The following is a 17619-nucleotide window of genomic DNA, read 5'->3' on the forward strand; positions in this document are numbered from 1 at the left end:
TCAGACATACGGGATCACCCGGCATGGAAGCGATCTTGAAGGATCCGGCGGGAGCCGTGATCGGGCTCGACTTCGACGGCACCCTTTCGCCGATCGTGGCCGATCCCGCCTCCGCCAGGATCCACCCGGAAGCGCCCGCCGTCCTCGCCGAACTCGGCGGGCACGTCGGGGCCGTGGCGATCGTGACCGGCAGACCGGTGGCCACGGCTCTGGAGCTCGGCCCCGGGCTGGCCGACGTACCCGGCCTGGTGATTCTGGGGCACTACGGGTTCGAGCGCTGGGAGGACGGCCAGATCTCGGCGCCGCCGCCCCCGCACGGCGTGCTCCAGGCCGAGGCGGAGCTGCAACTGCTGCTCGGCTCGCTCGGCGTGAAAGGCGCGACGATCGAGGACAAGGGCCGGGCGGTCGCGGTGCACACCAGGCGCAGCCCCGACCCCGAAGGCACCCTGGCGGTTCTGCGCGAGCCGCTGGCCGCGCTGGCGGACAAGCACGGCCTGGTCGTCGAGCCCGGCCGCCTGGTGCTCGAACTGCGGCCGCCGGGCATGGACAAGGGGCACGCGCTCGGCCTGTTCCTGGCCGAACGGGCCGCCCGGTCGGTCATGTTCGTCGGCGACGACCTCGGGGACCTGGCGGCCTTCGACGCGGTCAAGAACTCGGGGCTGCCGGGCGTGACCGTGTGCAGCGGCTCGGCCGAGGTGACCGCGCTGGCCGAGCGGGCCGACATCGTGGTGGACGGCCCCGACGGCGTGGTGGCGCTGCTGCGGGAGCTGGCTTCGGCCTACAGCCGGCCCTGAGTTTCAGCCGGTCCCCATCTGTCTGCAAGTGCATGTCGGTACATTCGCGAAATGTCGAAGAGAAACCTTGCCGTGGCGGGTCTCGCCGTGGCCGCCGCCGTCCTCGTGATGGCCGCCCCCGCCTCCGCTTCCGCGAGCGCTGCCGGTCATCCGCTCAAGCTGCGCAACGGGCTGACGCTGTCCCTGCCGAGCTCATGGAAGGTGTACGGGAAGGGCGACTGGCTCCATGTCGTCACCGGCAAGTGCGCCAAGCCCAAGGGGGCATACTTCACTCCGGAATGCGATGGTTTCTGGGTGCTCGGGCCCGCGGCCATCAAGCTGGGGCACGAGCTCAACCCGTACACGCCCGACCGGCCCTTCTACTCGGCGACCGATGTGGAGCCCTGCCCGGTCAACCACAAGTGGGGCCAGGTGCTCAACGGCGCGGCGGCGAAGGGGCTGCGCCAGGTCGGGCCGGGCCACAAGGCGTACTACCGCGCGTGGAAGGGCACCTGCGTCACCGGGACGGGCAAGGTGCGGGCCCGTTTCGTCCAGCGGGAGTGGTACCTGCCCAAGAGCGGCGTGCTCGTCGTCGACTCATGGAACACCCCCGGTCTGCCCGGCGTGCTCAAGCACGCGACCTGGCGATGAGCACCCCGCCGGCGGCCAGGCAGATGAGGACGGGGACCAGCAGGAACGCGTTCCAGGTGCCGAAGCCGTCGGCGAGCGCGCCGAGCGCGAGCGGACCGACGGCCATCGCGGACCCGGCCCAGATCGGGGCGGCCGCGCCGGCCCGGTCCGGCCGGTCGCCTGAGTGCGTGATGAGCCCGGCCAGCGCGAGCGGGAAGTGCAGGGCGGCGCCGACCCCGCTGAGCGCGAGACCGGCGTAGGACAGGACGGGCAGGGTGCTCAGCCAGAAGAGCAGCCAGCCCGCCGCGGTGACTGCCAGCGCGCCCAGGAAGAGCCGTGCGGGCGGCAGCCGTAAGGCCAGGTACGCGCCGCCGAACCGGCCCGCGCCCAGCCCGGCGAGGAACGCCGTCAACCCGGTGGCCGCGGCGGCCGGGCTCAGGCCGGTGCGCGCCGCGAACAGCTCGGCGGCCCACAGGTTGAACGTGAACTCCAGGGCCACGCAGCAGAACAGCACGCCGCCCGCCACATGGAAGCGCCACCCGGGCCGCACGGGCCGCTCGCCGGTGGACGGGGCCGCCACGGTCGTGGTCCGGGTCCAGACCCGCCCCAGGGTCAGGGCCAGCAGCACGGTGAGCGCCGGGGTGAGGAGCAGCGCGGCCCGCCAGCCGAGCGTGGTCTGCGCGATCGCGCTGAGCAGGAACGTCGCCGCCACGCCCACCACGACGCCGACGGCGTTCGCCTCGCTGATCGCGGCCGGGCCCGCCGGTCCGTGGTGCTCGCTGAGCGCGGCCATGGCGGTGTAGAGGGCGACCGAGCCGAAGCCGCCGGCCACGCCGTAGCCGAGCAGCGTCAAAGGCAGCGCGGAGGTGAGTACGACCAGGAGCACGCCCGCGTTCATCCCGGCGAGGCCGACCCAGGTGGTGACCCGCCTGCCGTAGCGCCTGGTGAGGAAGGTGAGGGAGAGGCCGGCGAGGATCGTGCCCACGGCCATCGCGGTGCCGTGCAGGCCGGCGACCATGCCGGAGGTCCGCTGGTCGAGGCGCAGGAGCGGCAGGGCGCCGCTCAGGCCGTAGATGAACGTGGCGAACGTGCCCAGCTGCAGGTAGATCAGCCAGGTCGGCCGGTCCCTGACCAGGCGGACGCGCTCTGAGATCGACGACATCCTAGGCCAGCGCGTCCAGCTGGGCGGCGAACCACTTCTGCGGCGGGAGCGCGGTGGCCGCGACCTCCAGCAGTTCGCGGCGGCGCGTGCGCTCCTCCTCGGGCATGACCAGCGCGTCGTGCAGCGCGACGGCGGTGCCGGTCACGTCGTAGGGGTTGACCAGGAGCGCGTGCGCGCCCAGTTCGGCCGCCGCGCCCGCCTCGCGCGACAGCACCAGTGCGGCCCGCGGCGACAGGATCGGGCCCTCCTTGGCCACCAGGTTCATGCCGTCGCGGATCGGGTTGACCAGCAGCACGTCGGCCAGCCGGTAGGCGGCCAGCGAGCGCGGGTAGTCGTCGTTGACGTTGAGTATCAGCGGCTCCCAGTCCTCGGTGCCGAACTCGTCCTCGATCTCCTGGGCGCAGCGCTGCACCGAGGCGGTGTATTCGCGGTATTCGGGCAGGTCGTGCCGGCTGGGATAGGCGAACGCCAGGTGCACCACCCGGCCGTGCCACTCCGGATGCGCGTGCAGGAACTCCCGGTAGGCCACCAGCCCGCGGACGATGTTCTTGGACAGCTCGGTGCGGTCGATGCGGACGATCAGCCGGCGGTCGCCGACCTGCTCCCTGAGCGCGGCCATGTTGGACTCGACGTCGGGCTCGTGGGCTCGTTCCCACAGCGCCGCGCCGTCCACACCGAGGCCGTGCACGCCGATGTGGGTGGTCCTGCCCTCGTGCGTGACCGTACGGCCGGTCAGATCCACCTCGGCGCCCAGCAGAGCCCGGCAGCAGTCCATGAACGCGCCCGCCCAGCGTTCGGTGAGGAACCCGGCGTGGTCGGCGCCCAGGATGCCCTCCAGGACCTCGCGGGCGACGTCGTCGGGCAGCAGCGAGAAGTATTCGGGCGGCGCCCACGGCGTGTGGCTGAAGTGCGCGATGCGCAGGTCCGGCCGCTCGGCGCGGAGCATCGCCGGGGTCAGCGTGAGGTGGTAGTCCTGGACCATCACGCGGGCCCCGTGCCCGGCCTCCTCGGCCAGAGCCAGCGCGAAGGCGCCGTTGTAGTCGCGGTAGGACTCCCACTCCCGCTGGAACCTGGTGCCGAACAGCGGCGCGTTGGGGATGTCGTAGAGCAGGTGGTTGACGAACCACAGGGTGGAGTTGGCCACGGCGTTGTAGGCGCGGTGGAAGGTGGCCGGCGGGATGTCCAGCATCCGCAGCGCGCCCGTGTCGTAGCCGGCCTGGTCGAGCCGGCCGCCGGGCGCCTGGCGTACGGCGCCCCGGTCGCCGTCGGACAGGGCGGCGCAGATCCACAGCACGCCGTCGTCCTTCATGACCCCGGAGAGCCCGGACACCAGCCCGCCACCACCGCGCTTCATGGTCAGCACACCGTCGTCGGAGACGGTGAACGAGACGGGTCCTCTGTTAGAGGCGACAAGGACGCTGTTCATTAAAGTTCCCTCCGACCATAGGATCCCAGCTATGGCGCTTGATGAGCTAACCGAGGAACTGGCCCGCTCCGCCGCTGCCGGAGATCATCGCGCACTCGGTGAGCTCCTGAAGCGGATCGAGCCGGACGTGATGCGGCACTGCGCCCGAATCCTCCCCTACCACCAGGATGCGGAGGAGGCGTCGCAGGACACCCTGCTCGCCGTTGCGCGCAACATCGGGCGCTTCGAGGGACGGGCCAGGTTCAGCACCTGGCTGCACATCGTGACGGCCAACTGCGCGCGTACGACGTACCGCACGCTGAAGCGCCGCTCGGCCGAGCAGACCTCCGACGAGTTGCCCATGCAGAAGCCCGACGCGCGGCGGGTCAGTGTGATCGCCGGGTCGCGGCTCGACCTGCTCGACGCGATGGAGGCACTGGAGGCCGACAAGCCCGACCTGGCCCAGGCGCTGGTGCTGCGTGACATCGTGCAGCTCGACTACAACGAGGTCGCCGAGCAGCTCGGCATCCCGCTCGGCACCGCCAAGTCACGCATCCACCAGGCGCGCAAGTATGTTCAGGGAGTGCTGGGCGACGACTATCGCTGAGATCGTACGTCTCGCTTCCTGAGACGGACGGTCGCTTGACGGGCCTGGCCAGGTACAGTCAGAGCAAACAACTGAATATTGCTCATCCAGAGGGGTGGAGGGACCGGCCCTGCGAAGCCCCGGCAACCCTCCCGGATTCAGACTCGCGACCTGGCGAGGCCGACCGGGACAGGTGCCAATTCCGGTCTGCGGTCAAGGTGGCCGCAGGCGAAGATGAGGGAAGGCCTCGCTTCATGTCGCACGATTTCGGACCCGCCGTAGCCCTCTCCTGCCGCGAGTGCGGCGCCCGCTACGACCTCGGCCCAAGTTTCGCCTGTCTGGAGTGTTTCGGGCCGCTCGAAGCGGCCTACTCCTTCGGTGACGTCACCCGGAAGGACATCGAGTCCGGCCCCGCCAACATCTGGCGCTACCGCTCACTCCTCCCCGTCCCCGTGGACGTCGCCACCAAGCCGAACATGAACCCCGGCTGGACCAAGCTCGTCAAGGCCGGCAATCTCGGCCGGGCGCTGGGCATCAAGTCCCTGTACGTCAAGGACGACTCGGGCAACCCCACCCACTCCTTCAAGGACCGGGTGGTGGCCATCGCCGTCGAGGCGGCCCGTAACTTCGGCTTCCACACCCTGTCGTGCTCCTCCACCGGCAACCTCGCGGGCGCGGTCACGGCCGCCGCCGCCAGGGCCGGGCTCGACGCCTGCGTGTTCATCCCCGCCGGGCTGGAGCAGGCCAAGATCGCCATGGCCCGGGTGTTCGGCGGCAAGCTGGTCGCCATCGACGGCTCCTACGACGAGGTCAACCGGTTCTGCTCCGAGCTCATCGGCGACCCGCTGGGCGACAAGTGGGGCTTCGTCAACGTCAACCTGCGGCCCTACTACGCCGAGGGCTCCAAGACGCTCGCCTACGAGATCGCCGAGCAGCTCGGCTGGCGCCTGCCCGAGCAGATCATCATCCCGGTGGCCTCCGGCTCCCAGCTCACGAAGATCGACAAGGGCTTCAAGGAGCTGGTCGCACTCGGCCTGGTCGAGGACACCCCGTACAAGATCTTCGCCGCGCAGGCCAACGGCTGCTCGCCCGTGTCGACCGCCTACAAGGCCGGCCTCGACGTGGTCCAGCCGGTCAAGCCCGACACCATCGCCAAGTCGCTGGCCATCGGCAACCCCGCCGACGGCCCGTACGTGCTCGACATCGCCCGCCGCACGGGCGGGTCGGTGGAGGACGTCACGGACCCCGAGATCGTCGCCGCCATCAAGCTGCTGGCCTCGACGGAGGGCATCTTCGCCGAGACGGCCGGTGGCGTCACCGTGGGAGTGCTGAAGAAGCTCGTCGAGACCGGGCAGCTCGACCCGGAGGCGGAGACCGTGGTGCTCAACACCGGCGACGGGCTCAAGACGCTCGACGCCGTCGCCGACGACGCCGAGCCCACGGCAGTGATCCGGCCCTCTCTCGACGCGTTCCGCGCGGCTGTCTGACAACCAGGAAAGGCGAGTTAATCATGAGCGTTTCTGTGCGGATTCCCACCATTCTGCGCACCTACACCGGGGGTAACGCGGAGGTGAGCGGGGAGGGTGCGACTCTCCGCGACGTGCTGGCGAAGCTCGACTCCGACTACCCGGGGATCGGCGCGAGAATTCTGGATGAATCGGGCAAGATTCGTCGTTTTGTCAACGTTTACGTTGGCGAAGAGGATGTCCGTTTTGCCGATGGTCTTGACACGGCAGCCCCCGAAGGCACGCAGATCTCCATCATCCCGGCGGTCGCCGGAGGGTGACCACTCGCTCACGTCAGAAGGCGCTCCCATCTGGGGCGCCTTCTGTTTTTTCCGACAATTCAATGTTGAACTACTCACTCACGGATGAAATGCGTAATTTGTAGATTGACTCTGTTGCCAAACGCTGTGCCACAGGTATGGTCGAGGGCGATCGCCTGGTGATATCTCCATAAGTCGGGCGATTGAGGGTCTCGCGTTGGAATGGGCGGGATCTATGAGCCCAGTAAGAGGAGTCGGAAGTGGCGCAGGGCACCGTCAAGTGGTTCAACGCGGACAAGGGCTACGGCTTCATCGCGGTAGACGGTGGTAAAGATGTATTCGTCCATTACTCAGCGATCATGATGGACGGCTATCGCTCCCTCGAACAAGGCCAGCGCGTCGAGTTCGAGATCACCCAGGGCCAGAAGGGCCCCCAAGCGGAGGCCGTGCGAGCGGTCTGAATCACGAAGTTGGCAAGTACCGGCAGGTCGCACGGCTCCGCAGTCCGGGCGAAACCGCCACTCCTGCTTCGTCGACTCGGTTGCGGCGGGTCCATGACGGGCCCGCCGTACTGACTGACCTGGGCATGCTGGTGTCTCGGCTTGCACTCGGCAGGGTAGAGTGCTAAACAGTTCGTTGGCACTCTCTGTTCGAGAGTGCCAGCACTGGATCGGGACGATGGGGTCTGCCGAACGGAGATGCAGGCCCATGCCGTCGCGGGCGTCGGCTCGGTCCATTGAAGCCACCCTGCATCTGGGAGGTCTAGCCTTATGGCAGCCAAGATGATCGCGTTTGACGAGGACGCCCGGCGCGGTCTCGAGCGCGGCATGAACCAGCTAGCCGACGCCGTCAAGGTGACCTTGGGCCCCAAGGGCCGCAACGTCGTGCTGGAGAAGAAGTGGGGCGCTCCCACGATCACCAACGATGGCGTGTCCATCGCCAAGGAGATCGAGCTCGAGGACCCGTGGGAGAAGATCGGCGCAGAGCTGGTCAAGGAAGTCGCCAAGAAGACGGACGACGTCGCGGGTGACGGCACCACGACCGCCACGGTGCTGGCCCAGGCGCTGGTGCGCGAGGGTCTGCGCAACGTCGCCGCCGGCGCCAACCCGATGTCGCTGAAGAAGGGCATCGAGTCGGCGGTCGAGCGGGTCAGCGAGGAGCTGTCCAAGCTGGCCAAGGACGTGGAGACCAAGGAGCAGATCGCTTCGACCGCCTCCATCTCCGCCGCCGACCCCGAGATCGGCGCGCTCATCGCCGAGGCGATGGACAAGGTCGGCAAGGAAGGCGTCATCACCGTCGAGGAGAGCAACACCTTCGGCCTCGAGCTCGAGCTCACCGAGGGCATGCGCTTCGACAAGGGCATGACGTCGATGTACTTCGTCACGGACTCCGACCGCATGGAGGCCGTGCTCGAGGACCCCTACATCCTGATCGTCAACTCCAAGGTCTCGGCCAACAAGGACCTGCTGCCGCTGCTCGACAAGGTCGTGCAGTCGGGCAAGCCGCTGCTGATCATCGCCGAGGACGTCGAGGGTGAGGCCCTGGCGACCCTGGTGGTCAACAAGATCCGCGGCCTGTTCCGCTCCGTGGCCGTCAAGGCCCCGGGCTTCGGCGACCGCCGCAAGGCGATGCTGGGCGACATCGCGATCCTGGCCGGTGGCCAGGTCATCGCCGAGGAGGTCGGTCTCAAGCTCGAGAACGCCACTCTCGACCTGCTCGGCCGCGCTCGCAAGGTCGTCGTGACCAAGGACGAGACCACCATCGTCGACGGTGCCGGTGACCCCGACGCGATCGCCGGCCGGGTCAACGAGATCCGCGCCGAGATCGACCGGACCGACTCCGACTACGACCGCGAGAAGCTCCAGGAGCGGCTGGCCAAGCTGGCCGGCGGCGTGGCCGTCATCAAGGCCGGTGCCGCGACCGAGGTCGAGCTGAAGGAGCGCAAGCACCGCATCGAGGACGCCGTTCGCAACGCGAAGGCGGCCGTCGAGGAGGGCATCGTCCCCGGCGGTGGCGTGGCGCTGCTGCAGGCGGGCGCCAAGGCGTTCGACAAGCTCGAGCTCACCGGCGACGAGGCCACCGGTGCCGCGATCGTCCGCAAGGCGCTCGAGGAGCCGCTGAAGCAGATCGCCGTCAACGCCGGCCTCGAGGGCGGCGTCGTGGTGGAGAAGGTCCGCAACCTGACCCCGGGTGAGGGCCTCAACGCCGCTACGGGCGAGTACGTCAACATGTTCGAGGCGGGCATCATCGACCCGGCCAAGGTGACGCGCTCGGCGCTGCAGAACGCCGCTTCCATCGCGGCGCTCTTCCTCACCACCGAGGCGGTCATCGCCGAGAAGCCCGAGAAGAACCCTGCCGCTCCGGCCATGCCGGGTGGCGGAGACATGGACTTCTAAGGTCGCTTTTCATCAGACCGGCCCGGGCGCGTGTTGCCCGGGCCGGTCTGTGTTTTCTGCGGCGAATGACTACTTGAGGGGTTTGACCCAGCGCGACCATTCGGGCTGCGGTGTGTAGCCCGCGGCGGACCAGGCCCCCTGGGCGGAGACGTTGGAGTCCAGGACCATCGCGTCGGCGCGGAAGGCGCCGAAGGCGGTGAAGCGGGCCTCGGCCGCGGCCAGGAGCGTGGTGGCGATGCCCTTGCGGCGGTGGGACGGGTGGACGGCCAGGCGGTATAGGTGCGCCCGCCAGCCGTCCCAGCCCGCGATGAGCGTGCCTGCCAGTTGCCCGTCGAGCTCGGCGATTAGTAGAGCCTCCGGGTCGCGTTCGATCAACGCGACCACCTTGTCGGGCGAGTCGCGCCGATCGGTGCCCTCGGCGGCCAGGAGCCAGAAGTCGAGCACCGCGGGCACGTCGCCGAGCTCGGCGTAGCGGATCTTCATCCCAGAATCGACGGCCATCACACGCCGAAGTGGGCGACGATGTGGCCGCGCGCGAGCGTGTTGGCGGTGATGTTGAAGCCGACCACCGCAGGGCTGGCGTCACTGGGGACGCCCAGCTCCGCCACACCCAGCGCGTGCACCGTGTAGACGTAGCGGTGCGGGTCGCCGGGCGGGGGAGCGGCGCCGCCGTACTCCTTGCTGCCGTAGTCGTTGCGCGCGTGGGTCGCCCCCGCGGGCAGGCCCTTGAACTCGGGGGCGGTGCCCGCGCCCGTGGGGAGCTCGGTGACGGAGGCCGGGATGTCGAAGAGCACCCAGTGCCAGAACCCGCTGCCCGTGGGCGCGTCGGGGTCGTAGCAGGTCACGGCGTAGCTCTGGGTCTCGGCCGGGGCGCCGGACCACTGCAGGTGAGGTGACAGGTTCTGTCCGGTCATGCCCCAGTCATTGAAGACATGGAGGTCTCCCAGCCTCTCCCCGTCCGTGATGTCGTTGCTCTGGACCGTGAGCGCGGGGACCGACGGCAGGTGCTCGTGTGGAAGCGGTGCGGGCACGGCGTCCTCCTTGGTTGAGATCCTCCACTACCCTCGCCATCCTAGGAGCTCGGGAGAGGCCGGGCCCGCTCGCGGTCAGGCGGTCAGCTGGGCGGGCAGTGCCTTCCCGTGCAGGACGGTGAGCGAGGTGACCGCGCGGGTGAGCACCACGTACAGCCTGGCCAGGCCGCGGGGCTCGGCCGCCACGATGTCGGCCGGCTCGACGACGATCACGTGGTCATACTCCAGGCCCTTGGCCAGCGTCGCCGGGACGATCAGCAGCCGGTGCTCCTCGGTCGTGTCGGGGTCGAGCACGGCGTGGGCGAGCCCGTCGAGCTGCCTCGACACCTCCTCCACCAGCGTGTCGGGCACGATCACGCCGATCGAGCCCTCCCGGGCCAGGGCCTCGCGCGCCGCGTCGGCGACCGCGCCGCCGGGGCGTACCGACAGCGAGCCCACGCCGGGACGCAGCGAGCGCGGCGGAGCCAGCGCCGGGGCGATCGACGGCAGCAGGCGGGCGGCGTAGTCGAGCACCTCGCGCGGCACGCGGAAGCCCAGCGTCAGCTCGGTGACCTCGCCCCCGTCCTGGCCCAGATGCCTGAGCACGGTCTCCCACGAGCTGGTGGACCACGGGGTGGTGCCCTGGGCGAGATCGCCGAGCACGGTGGCCGAGCCGTTGCGGCAGCGCCGGCCGAGCGCGCGCAGCTGCATCTCCGACAGGTCCTGCGCCTCGTCGACGACCAGGTGGCCGAGCGAGGGCGTGCGCTCGATCAGGTCGCCGAGCTCGTCGAGCAGCGCGGCGTCGGCCGCCGACCACTTCGCGGACTTCCAGCCTCGGTACGGCTTGCGCCAGAGCAGCTCCTGCTGCTCCTCGGGCGACAGATCCGACTTGGCGGCTCGCGCGAGGAAGTCGGGGTCCGAGAGGAGCTTGAAGAGAACCTGCTGCGGCACCAGTTTGGGCCAGACCGCGTCGACGAGCTGCTTGACCGGCTTGGACCTGGCCACGGCATCCTGGACCCGGTCGTCGGGCGACTCCCCGCGCTGCTCCATGCGTACGAGCACCATGTGCGCGAGCCGCTGCGCCAGCGCCGCCCGGCCGGGTCCGTAGCGGGTGGTGCCGCGCAGCGAGGCGACGATCTCGCGTACCTCGTAGTCGGCCACCCGGAAGCGGTAGGCGCCCTTGCTGTAGACGACGCCCTCCTCCGGCTTCACGATGTGCAGCCACAGCGCCCGCTCCAGCACGGCGGCCATGCGGGTGTCGCCCTTCAGCGCCGACACCATCGGGTCCTCCGGCGTGGCGTGCTCGCCGAGCAGGCCCGCGACGGTGGTCTGGTCGACCTTGACCTCGCCGAGCGCGGGGAGCACGGAGGAGATGTAGGACAGGAAGGCCCGGTTGGGGCCGACGATCATGACGCCCGACCTGGCCAGCCGCTCGCGGTGGGTGAACAGCAGGTACGCGGCCCGGTGCAGGCCGACGGCGGTCTTCCCGGTGCCCGGCGCGCCCTGGACGCAGACGGTCTGGGCGAGCGTGGCACGGACGATCTCGTCCTGGTCGGGCTGGATCGTGGCCACGATGTCGCGCATCGGGCCGGTGCGCGGGCGCTCGATCTCCTCGGTCAGGATCTTCGAGGGGCCGATGTCGGCGCCCTCGCCGAGCGGCTCGTCCTCGAACGCGGTCAGCAGGCCGCCGTGGTAGCCGAACCGGCGCCGCCGCGCGACGTTCATCGGATCGGCGGGGCTGGCCTGGTAGAACGCCCGGGACACCGGCGCGCGCCAGTCGATCACCAGCGGGCGGCTGGTGCCGTCGTGCACGTGGCGGCGGCCGACGTAGATCGTGCCGGGCAGGTCGTCATCCGCCGAGCGGTCGAGGCGGCCGAAGAACAGCGGGGTGTCGGGGTGGTCGGCCAGCGCGGCCACCCGCTTGTCGAGCAGCGACTGCAGGATCTGCTGCGACACCCAGTCGCCGGCCGCGTCGGCCGACAGCGATTGGGCGTGCAGGCGCATGGCCTGCAGCGCGGCTCTCGACTCGGCCAGATGGGCCTGCTCGGCGGCGAGGACGTCGGCGGGTATGTCGGGGGCCAACTGGTGTGCGGGCATGCGGAAGTGCCTCCCTGGTGAAGGTAACGGAGGTGGTGTAGGCAGCGAATCGACCAGTTTAGTGGGGCGCCCGGCAGGCTTCCACAGCATTTACCCGGGGTAGGGAGAGACTGTGGCAAGGGTACGGATCGGTATCTCTCCGATCATTCCGACGGTCGCCAGCTTCCTGCTGGCGGCGTTGTGGGCCTTGTCGGTGTTCGCGGGGTGGGGGCTGGAGGCGTTCTGCGCGGGTGGCGAGTCCGCGTCGGACTGCTCTCAACGGCTCGATTCGGTCTCGACGGTGTCGGGGCTGTTCGCCGTGGCCGCCGCCTGCTGCACGGCCGCCGCCTGGTTGGCGCCCTCGGCCAGAAACGATCCACGGGTGTTCACCCGATTCATGGGCGTGAGTGTGGCCGCCTGGATCGCCGCCGAAGGGGTGCTCTTCCTGGGCGGCATGCTGGCAAGATAACGACAACCTGCCAATAACCGAGAATTCGGGCATATCAGGTGGATTTGTCGGATCATGGGGGTATGTCGCTGGCTACTTGAGAGGTGCGGCGGCGATAGCACGCTGGTGAGGGGGGTGGTTCGATTGTCGACAGCCCGCGGAGTCTCGTGGACGTAATCGACGTCGGAGCCTGGCCGCTCGGAGGGTGAGCGGCCGGGCCTTCGCCTCACATAGCTTTACACGCCGCCGAGCACGTCGTCGGCGTCGATGATCTGGTACGCGTAACCCTGCTCGGCCAGGAACCGCTGCCGGTGCGCCGCGAACTCCTGATCGACCGTGTCCCTGCTGACCACCGTGTAGAAGCGGGCGCCTCCGCCGTCGGCCTTGGGCCGCAGCACCCGGCCGAGCCGCTGCGCCTCCTCCTGGCGCGACCCGAACGTGCCCGACACCTGGATGGCCACGGCCGCCTCGGGCAGGTCGATGGAGAAGTTCGCCACCTTGGACACGACCAGGACCTGGATCTCCTTGTCGCGGAAGGCCTGGTAGAGCCGCTCGCGCTCCTTGATCCGGGTCTCGCCCTTGATCACCGGCGCGTTGAGGTGCTCGCCCAGCTCGTCGAGCTGGTCGATGTACTGGCCGATGACCAGCACCTGCTCGCCCAGGTGCCGGCGGACCAGCGCCTCGGTCACGCGGGTCTTGGACGGTGTGGTGGCGCAGAACCGGTAGCGCTCCTCGGACTCGGCCATCGCGTACGCCAGCCGTTCCTCGTCCGTGAGGGTGACCCGGACCTCCACGCAGTCGGCGGGGGCGATCCAGCCCTGGTTCTCCATCTCCTTCCAGGGCGCGTCATAGCGCTTGGGGCCGATCAGCGAGAACACGTCGCCCTCGCGGCCGTCCTCGCGCACCAGCGTCGCGGTCAGTCCGACGCGCCTGCGAGCCTGCAGGTCGGCGGTCATCCGGAAGATCGGCGCGGGCAGCAGGTGCACCTCGTCGTAGACGACCAGGCCCCAGTCGCGCGCGTCGAACAGCTCCAGATGGCTGTAGACGCCCTTCCGCCTGGTCGTCATCACCTGGTAGGTGGCGATGGTGACCGGGCGGATCTCCTTCTTGCTGCCGGAGTATTCGCCGATCTCGTCCTCGGTCAGCGAGGTGCGCTTGAGCAGCTCCTGCTTCCACTGGTGGGCGCTCACCGTGTTGGTGACCAGGATCAGCGTGGTGGCCTGGGCGTGCGCCATCGCGGCCGCGCCGACGATCGTCTTGCCGGCCCCACAGGGCAGCACGACCACGCCGGAGCCGCCGTGCCAGAAGGAGTCGGCCGCGTCCTGCTGGTAGGGCCGCAGGCTCCAGCCCTCCTGCACCAGCTCGATCTTGTGGTGCTCGCCGTCGACGTAGCCCGCGAGGTCCTCCGCGGGCCAGCCCAGCTTGAGCAGCGCCTGCTTGACGTTGCCGCGGTCGCTCGGATGCACGGCCACCGAGTCGCCGGTGAGCCGTTCGCCCAGCATGGGCTGGATCTTCTTGGACCGCAGCACCTCTTCGAGCACGGCCCGGTCGGTGGAGGTCAGGACCAGGCCGTTGACCGGGTCCTTCTCCAGCTTGAGCCGGCCGTAGCGGTCCATGGTCTCGGCGATGTCCACCAGCAGCGCGTGGGGCACCGGGTAGCGGCTGAAACTGATCAGCGCGTCGATGACCTGCTCGGCGTCGTGCCCGGCCGCGCGCGCGTTCCACAGCGCCAGCGGGGTGACGCGGTAGGTGTGCACGTGTTCGGGGGCGCGCTCGAGCTCGGCGAACGGTGCGATGGCCTTGCGGCAGTCGCCGGCGTTCTCATGGTCGACTTCGAGGAGCAGCGTCTTGTCCGACTGGACGATGAGCGGGCCGTCGTTCACGGACATCCCTTCTACGGTTGACGCCTATCCAACACTCGCGACGGCAAGAACAGTCCCCGAACAGGTAATCAGTCGTCGAGGTAGCCGTTGACGCCGAGGAAGACGAAGGTGCCGAGCGTCAGTGCGAAGCCCACCCCGAACAGGACCCAGCTCCATACGAGCAGGTTCTTGGCACTGGCCGGCTCCGTGCTCGACCGGCCGAGCGCCAGGCCCGCGAGGACGGCTCCGGGGATGGCCAGGATGTTGCAACAGCTGACGATCGCGAGCAGATTGAGCACCAGCGCGACGATGGCGGTGGCCCTGGGCCCCTCGGACGGCCGAGGCGGCGGGGGATAGCCGTAGCCATAGCCGTAGCCATGATGCGGTGGCGGCTGCTGGCCGTATGGTGCGCCGTAGGGCTGGTACGGATATTCGCCCGATGGATCTTGCTGGCTCATGCCACCTCCCAACAGGTCAACATTTATCACGGAATGGCCACGCGCCCGGCCAGGTCTGCGGTCTCGCCATAGATATGGACCCTCTCACACGTCTCTAGAGGGCGAGACCCAGAGCAGGGAGGCGTGTTGCACCCGGACGACCTACGAGTCTTCACGGCGTTCGTCACGACGCGATCGGACAGCCTCATTCGTCTGGCGTACGTGCTCACCGGCGACCAGCACGCCGCGGAGGATCTGCTCCAGAGCGCGCTGGCCAAGGCCGCGGACCGATGGCGGAGCATCAGGGGCGATCCTGAGGCGTACGTCCGCCGAGTCATGTACCACGAGCAGGTCGGCCGGTGGCGCAGCCCGCGCTGGGGCCGCGAGCGCGTGGTCGAGACGCCGCCCGAGCGGATCGCCGGCGACGACACCGCGCAGGTCGACGACCGGCTCACGCTCGAACAGGCGCTGCGCAGGCTGCCCGCCAAGAAGCGGGCCGTGCTGGTTCTGCGTTACTTCGAGGATCTGCCGGAGTCCGACGTCGCCAGGATCATGGGGTGCTCGATCGGCACCGTACGAAGCCAGACCCACCAGGCCGTGAAGCGGCTGCGCGGGCTGGTGGGCGAACCCGTCAATCTGGAGGCCTGAGATGCCAGTCGACGAACGTTCGGTCGCCGAGGCCCTGACCAGGCTGGCCGACCGGGCCCGGCCCGTGGATCCCGAGCTGCTGCTGACGCGTGTCCTACGGAGGCGGACACGGCTGCGGTGGCCGAGATGGGGGCTGGCCATGGCGGCGGCAGCCTGTGTGGTGGCCATCGGGGTGGTGGCGCTGCGGACGCACGACCAACTCGCGACCCCTCCCGCGGCCTCCTCTCCCGCCACCTCACCCGCGAGCACACCGACGGCGAGCGCGCGGTCCACGAGCCCGGCCCCCACCGCGCACGTCCCGGACATCCCCGGCCTGCCGCGGAACACGATCGCGCAGTTCGCGACCGTCGAGGACTGCATGCCCAAGGGCGGTCCGGTGCACAACATGGACGGCGACCGGCGGCTGCCCAGGTACGGGGGCGTCAAGGACTACCGCTGGCTCGTGGAGGCCAAGGACAAACTGGGCGTGACGCGGCTGGTCGGCAGCCGCAAGGGGTTCGTCCTGTGCACCCCGGGCATCCGGCTGGTCAGCTACCCGACGGACCCGATCTTCTCCTACTGGGGCGAGGACCCGCCCGGCAAGCTGGCCCTGCGCGGGGCGCTCAGCGTCGACGCCTACGACATCGAGACGCAGTCGGAGATCAACCCGGGCCGGGACGGCGACCCGTCCTTCCTGGTGGTGGCCGGTCGGGTCGCTCCCCGGGTGGCCCGGGTGGAGGCCGAGTGGGCGGACGGGCGGAAGATGACGGCCAACGTGCGGAACGGCTTCTACATCGGCCGATCGCGGGTGTACGCCGACAAGGATCATTTCTTCCGCCCGGCCGTGCTGAGCAAGGTGACCGCCTATGACTCCGGCGGGCGGGCGCTGGGCGAGCTCAAGAACGTCAAGTCGCACCCCATGGGAGCCATCGACGAGAACGACTAGCCGAGCCTCGACCGCAGCGCCTTGCGGTCGAGCTTGAGCACGCTCGTGACCGGGATCGAGTCGACGAACATCACCTCACGGGGATACTTCACCCGGCCGACCCGGTCACGGGCCCAGGTCATCAGCTCGTCGGCGGTGGCCGTGGCGCCCGGCTTGAGCTGCACGAAGGCCACCACCTCCTCGCCGACGCGCGGGTCGGGACGGCCCACGACGCCGGACATCACCACGCCGGGGTGCTCGTTGAGCACGTCCTCGACGTCGCGCGGGAAGACGTTGAACCCGCCGCGGATGATGAGGTCCTTCTTCCTGTCGACGACGTAGAGGTAGCCGTCGTCGTCCACGCAACCTAGATCGCCGGTACGCAGCTCGCCCTCGGTCAGCGCGGTGTCGGCGGGGTCCGTGGCGTGCTCACCCCAGTAGCCGAGCATCAGCGAGTCACCGCTGACGCAGATCTCCCCGACGTCCCCCGGCTCGGCCTTGTCGCCCGAGGAGTCGCGGATCGTGATCGTGTAGCCGGGCAGCGGCAGGCCCACGCTGCCGATCCGGCGCCGGCCCGGCGGGTTGAACGTGGTCACGGCGCTGGTCTCGGTCATCCCGTAGCCTTCGAGTATCTGCACGCCGGGCATCCGGCGCTCGAACTCCTCCAGCGTCTCCCTGCCGAGCGGCGCCGCGCCGCAGGTGAGGAAGGCCAGGTCGGGCAGGGGGTGCGACTCCAGAGGCTCGGCCAGCAGCATCTGGAGCATGGCGGGCACGACCGCCCCATACTGGGCGCGCTGCGCGGCGGCCAGCTCCAGGAACGCCTTCGGGTCGAACCAGCGCATCAGCACCGCCTGCTGCGGCTCCGTGGCGTGCATCCCGGCGACCGTGAGGATCAGCCCGTACGCGTGCGAGAGAGGCACCGGCACTATCGCGCGATTTTTCCCCTCTTGATGGGACATCTCGTAGGCGTCCTTGGCCACCTGCCAGAGCCCCCGATGGCTCAGCATGACGCCCTTGGCCAGGCCGGTCGTACCTCCGGTGTACATGAGCGCCGCCAGATCGGTGGCGTCCCGCTCGACGGGTCCCCGCTCGGCCGCCCGCTCCAGCTCCACCGTGTCCACAAATATCGGGACCGGTACGTCGGTGGCCCGGACCGTCTCCACCAGCTCGGGCGAGGTGACGACGGCGGTGGCGCCGCTGTCGACCAGGATGTGCCGCAACTCCTCGGCCCCCACCAGGAACACCACGGGCGTCACCACCGCACCGGCCGCCCAGATCGCCTGGTAGATCAGGCCCACCTCCGGCGAGTTGGCCATCATCACCACGATCCGGTCGCCGGGCCGTACGCCCGCCTCGGCCAGCCCGCCGCAGACCTTGCGCGCCCGCTCGGCCAGCGCGTGGCCGCGGTGCCAGACCCCCTCGTAATGGACCGCGTCGAAGTCGTCGAACCTGCCCCAGGACTCCTCGGCCAACCGGCCCAACGTCAGCTCGCTCACGGTCCCAACCTCGCCTGATCA

18 protein-coding genes and 1 riboswitch are annotated in these 17619 nt (G+C 69.5%); of the genes, 10 read left to right on the forward strand and 8 right to left on the reverse strand.

From position 1 onward, the window contains the following. The first annotated feature begins 23 nt into the window (after positions 1–23). A complete protein-coding gene (gene otsB, locus AB0B91_RS57270; protein WP_358340331.1) occupies positions 24–794 on the forward strand; it encodes a trehalose-phosphatase in 771 nt (256 codons plus the stop codon). 51 nt (positions 795–845) lie between these two features. After that, on the forward strand, positions 846–1424 hold the full coding sequence (locus AB0B91_RS57275) for a hypothetical protein (protein WP_358340333.1): 579 nt from the start codon (positions 846–848) through the stop codon (positions 1422–1424). On the opposite strand, the gene AB0B91_RS57280 is transcribed toward AB0B91_RS57275, so the two are convergent. Together AB0B91_RS57280 and AB0B91_RS57285 are read right to left on the reverse strand one after the other, a co-directional pair. Further along, positions 1402–2565 (reverse strand): MFS transporter, encoded by a 1164-nt coding sequence (locus AB0B91_RS57280; RefSeq protein WP_358340335.1) that lies wholly within the window; start codon positions 2563–2565, stop codon positions 1402–1404. The genes AB0B91_RS57275 and AB0B91_RS57280 overlap by 23 nt on opposite strands. Position 2566: 1 nt before the next feature. Next, entirely contained in the window at positions 2567–3991 is a 1425-nt protein-coding gene (locus tag AB0B91_RS57285; protein ID WP_358340337.1) for a trehalose-6-phosphate synthase, read from the reverse strand. A gap of 31 nt (positions 3992–4022) precedes the next feature. On the opposite strand from AB0B91_RS57285, the gene AB0B91_RS57290 reads away from it, so the two are divergent. The 5 genes from AB0B91_RS57290 (at position 4023) to groL (ending at position 8717) form a co-directional block, all read left to right on the forward strand. Then, positions 4023–4577 carry an RNA polymerase sigma factor gene (locus AB0B91_RS57290; protein ID WP_358340339.1) on the forward strand — a complete coding sequence of 185 codons (555 nt, stop codon included), beginning with the start codon at positions 4023–4025 and terminating at the stop codon, positions 4575–4577. 79 nt (positions 4578–4656) lie between these two features. Further along, positions 4657–4797, forward strand: a riboswitch (SAM riboswitch). 13 nt (positions 4798–4810) lie between these two features. Continuing rightward, the gene (thrC, locus tag AB0B91_RS57295) at positions 4811–6043 is read left to right on the forward strand and encodes a threonine synthase (protein ID WP_358340343.1); all 1233 of its coding nucleotides are present in this window, start codon (positions 4811–4813) and stop codon (positions 6041–6043) included. A gap of 23 nt (positions 6044–6066) precedes the next feature. Further along, positions 6067–6342 (forward strand): MoaD/ThiS family protein, encoded by a 276-nt coding sequence (locus AB0B91_RS57300; protein WP_214644534.1) that lies wholly within the window; start codon positions 6067–6069, stop codon positions 6340–6342. A 239-nt stretch (positions 6343–6581) separates the two neighbouring features. Beyond that, entirely contained in the window at positions 6582–6782 is a 201-nt protein-coding gene (locus AB0B91_RS57305) for a cold-shock protein (RefSeq protein ID WP_173525743.1), read from the forward strand. Positions 6783–7091: 309 nt separating this feature from the next. Then, complete coding sequence (gene groL, locus AB0B91_RS57310) at positions 7092–8717, forward strand: chaperonin GroEL (RefSeq protein WP_358340345.1); 1626 nt, start codon at positions 7092–7094, stop codon at positions 8715–8717. 69 nt (positions 8718–8786) lie between these two features. On the opposite strand, the gene AB0B91_RS57315 is transcribed toward groL, so the two are convergent. The 3 genes from AB0B91_RS57315 to AB0B91_RS57325 form a co-directional block, all read right to left on the reverse strand. Continuing rightward, entirely contained in the window at positions 8787–9200 is a 414-nt protein-coding gene (locus tag AB0B91_RS57315; protein WP_358340347.1) for a GNAT family N-acetyltransferase, read from the reverse strand. Positions 9201–9217: 17 nt separating this feature from the next. Continuing rightward, positions 9218–9748: a YbhB/YbcL family Raf kinase inhibitor-like protein gene (locus AB0B91_RS57320; protein WP_358340349.1), complete on the reverse strand. Its 531-nt coding sequence runs from the start codon at positions 9746–9748 to the stop codon at positions 9218–9220. A 75-nt stretch (positions 9749–9823) separates the two neighbouring features. Beyond that, on the reverse strand, positions 9824–11824 hold the full coding sequence (locus AB0B91_RS57325) for an AAA family ATPase (RefSeq protein ID WP_358340351.1): 2001 nt from the start codon (positions 11822–11824) through the stop codon (positions 9824–9826). 112 nt (positions 11825–11936) lie between these two features. On the opposite strand from AB0B91_RS57325, the gene AB0B91_RS57330 reads away from it, so the two are divergent. After that, positions 11937–12272 carry a hypothetical protein gene (locus AB0B91_RS57330; protein ID WP_358340353.1) on the forward strand — a complete coding sequence of 112 codons (336 nt, stop codon included), beginning with the start codon at positions 11937–11939 and terminating at the stop codon, positions 12270–12272. Positions 12273–12487: 215 nt separating this feature from the next. Here AB0B91_RS57330 and AB0B91_RS57335 read toward each other — a convergent pair whose 3' ends face one another. Continuing rightward, on the reverse strand, positions 12488–14140 hold the full coding sequence (locus tag AB0B91_RS57335) for a DNA repair helicase XPB (protein ID WP_358340355.1): 1653 nt from the start codon (positions 14138–14140) through the stop codon (positions 12488–12490). Between the two features lie 62 nt (positions 14141–14202). Then, entirely contained in the window at positions 14203–14571 is a 369-nt protein-coding gene (locus AB0B91_RS57340) for a hypothetical protein (protein WP_358340357.1), read from the reverse strand. A gap of 123 nt (positions 14572–14694) precedes the next feature. Between AB0B91_RS57340 and AB0B91_RS57345 the strand changes: the two genes are divergently transcribed. After that, positions 14695–15198, forward strand: coding sequence for a SigE family RNA polymerase sigma factor (locus AB0B91_RS57345; RefSeq protein WP_358340359.1), 504 nt, complete (start codon positions 14695–14697; stop codon positions 15196–15198). A 1-nt stretch (position 15199) separates the two neighbouring features. Next, on the forward strand, positions 15200–16123 hold the full coding sequence (locus tag AB0B91_RS57350; protein ID WP_358340361.1) for a hypothetical protein: 924 nt from the start codon (positions 15200–15202) through the stop codon (positions 16121–16123). Here the strand turns inward: AB0B91_RS57350 and AB0B91_RS57355 are convergent. Next, positions 16120–17598: an AMP-binding protein gene (locus AB0B91_RS57355; RefSeq protein ID WP_358340364.1), complete on the reverse strand. Its 1479-nt coding sequence runs from the start codon at positions 17596–17598 to the stop codon at positions 16120–16122. The genes AB0B91_RS57350 and AB0B91_RS57355 overlap by 4 nt on opposite strands. Between the last annotated feature and the right edge of the window lie 21 nt (positions 17599–17619).

This window comes from Nonomuraea sp. NPDC049141 (assembly GCF_040648415.1).
In the GTDB taxonomy this organism is placed as follows: Bacteria; Actinomycetota; Actinomycetes; order Streptosporangiales; family Streptosporangiaceae; genus Nonomuraea.

Excerpts from the sequence above, each read along its gene's own strand:
- AB0B91_RS57280 (WP_358340335.1), bottom strand. The coding sequence starts at position 2,565 with ATGTCGTCGATCTCAGAGCGCGTCCGCCTGGTCAGGGACCGGCCGACC.
- AB0B91_RS57340 (WP_358340357.1), bottom strand. The coding sequence starts at position 14,571 with ATGAGCCAGCAAGATCCATCGGGCGAATATCCGTACCAGCCCTACGGC.
- AB0B91_RS57315 (WP_358340347.1), bottom strand. The coding sequence starts at position 9,200 with ATGAAGATCCGCTACGCCGAGCTCGGCGACGTGCCCGCGGTGCTCGAC.
- AB0B91_RS57275 (WP_358340333.1), top strand. The coding sequence starts at position 846 with ATGTCGAAGAGAAACCTTGCCGTGGCGGGTCTCGCCGTGGCCGCCGCC.
- AB0B91_RS57335 (WP_358340355.1), bottom strand. The coding sequence starts at position 14,140 with ATGTCCGTGAACGACGGCCCGCTCATCGTCCAGTCGGACAAGACGCTG.
- otsB (WP_358340331.1), top strand. The coding sequence starts at position 24 with ATGGAAGCGATCTTGAAGGATCCGGCGGGAGCCGTGATCGGGCTCGAC.
- AB0B91_RS57350 (WP_358340361.1), top strand. The coding sequence starts at position 15,200 with ATGCCAGTCGACGAACGTTCGGTCGCCGAGGCCCTGACCAGGCTGGCC.
- AB0B91_RS57300 (WP_214644534.1), top strand. The coding sequence starts at position 6,067 with ATGAGCGTTTCTGTGCGGATTCCCACCATTCTGCGCACCTACACCGGG.
- thrC (WP_358340343.1), top strand. The coding sequence starts at position 4,811 with ATGTCGCACGATTTCGGACCCGCCGTAGCCCTCTCCTGCCGCGAGTGC.
- AB0B91_RS57325 (WP_358340351.1), bottom strand. The coding sequence starts at position 11,824 with ATGCCCGCACACCAGTTGGCCCCCGACATACCCGCCGACGTCCTCGCC.
- AB0B91_RS57285 (WP_358340337.1), bottom strand. The coding sequence starts at position 3,991 with ATGAACAGCGTCCTTGTCGCCTCTAACAGAGGACCCGTCTCGTTCACC.
- groL (WP_358340345.1), top strand. The coding sequence starts at position 7,092 with ATGGCAGCCAAGATGATCGCGTTTGACGAGGACGCCCGGCGCGGTCTC.
- AB0B91_RS57290 (WP_358340339.1), top strand. The coding sequence starts at position 4,023 with ATGGCGCTTGATGAGCTAACCGAGGAACTGGCCCGCTCCGCCGCTGCC.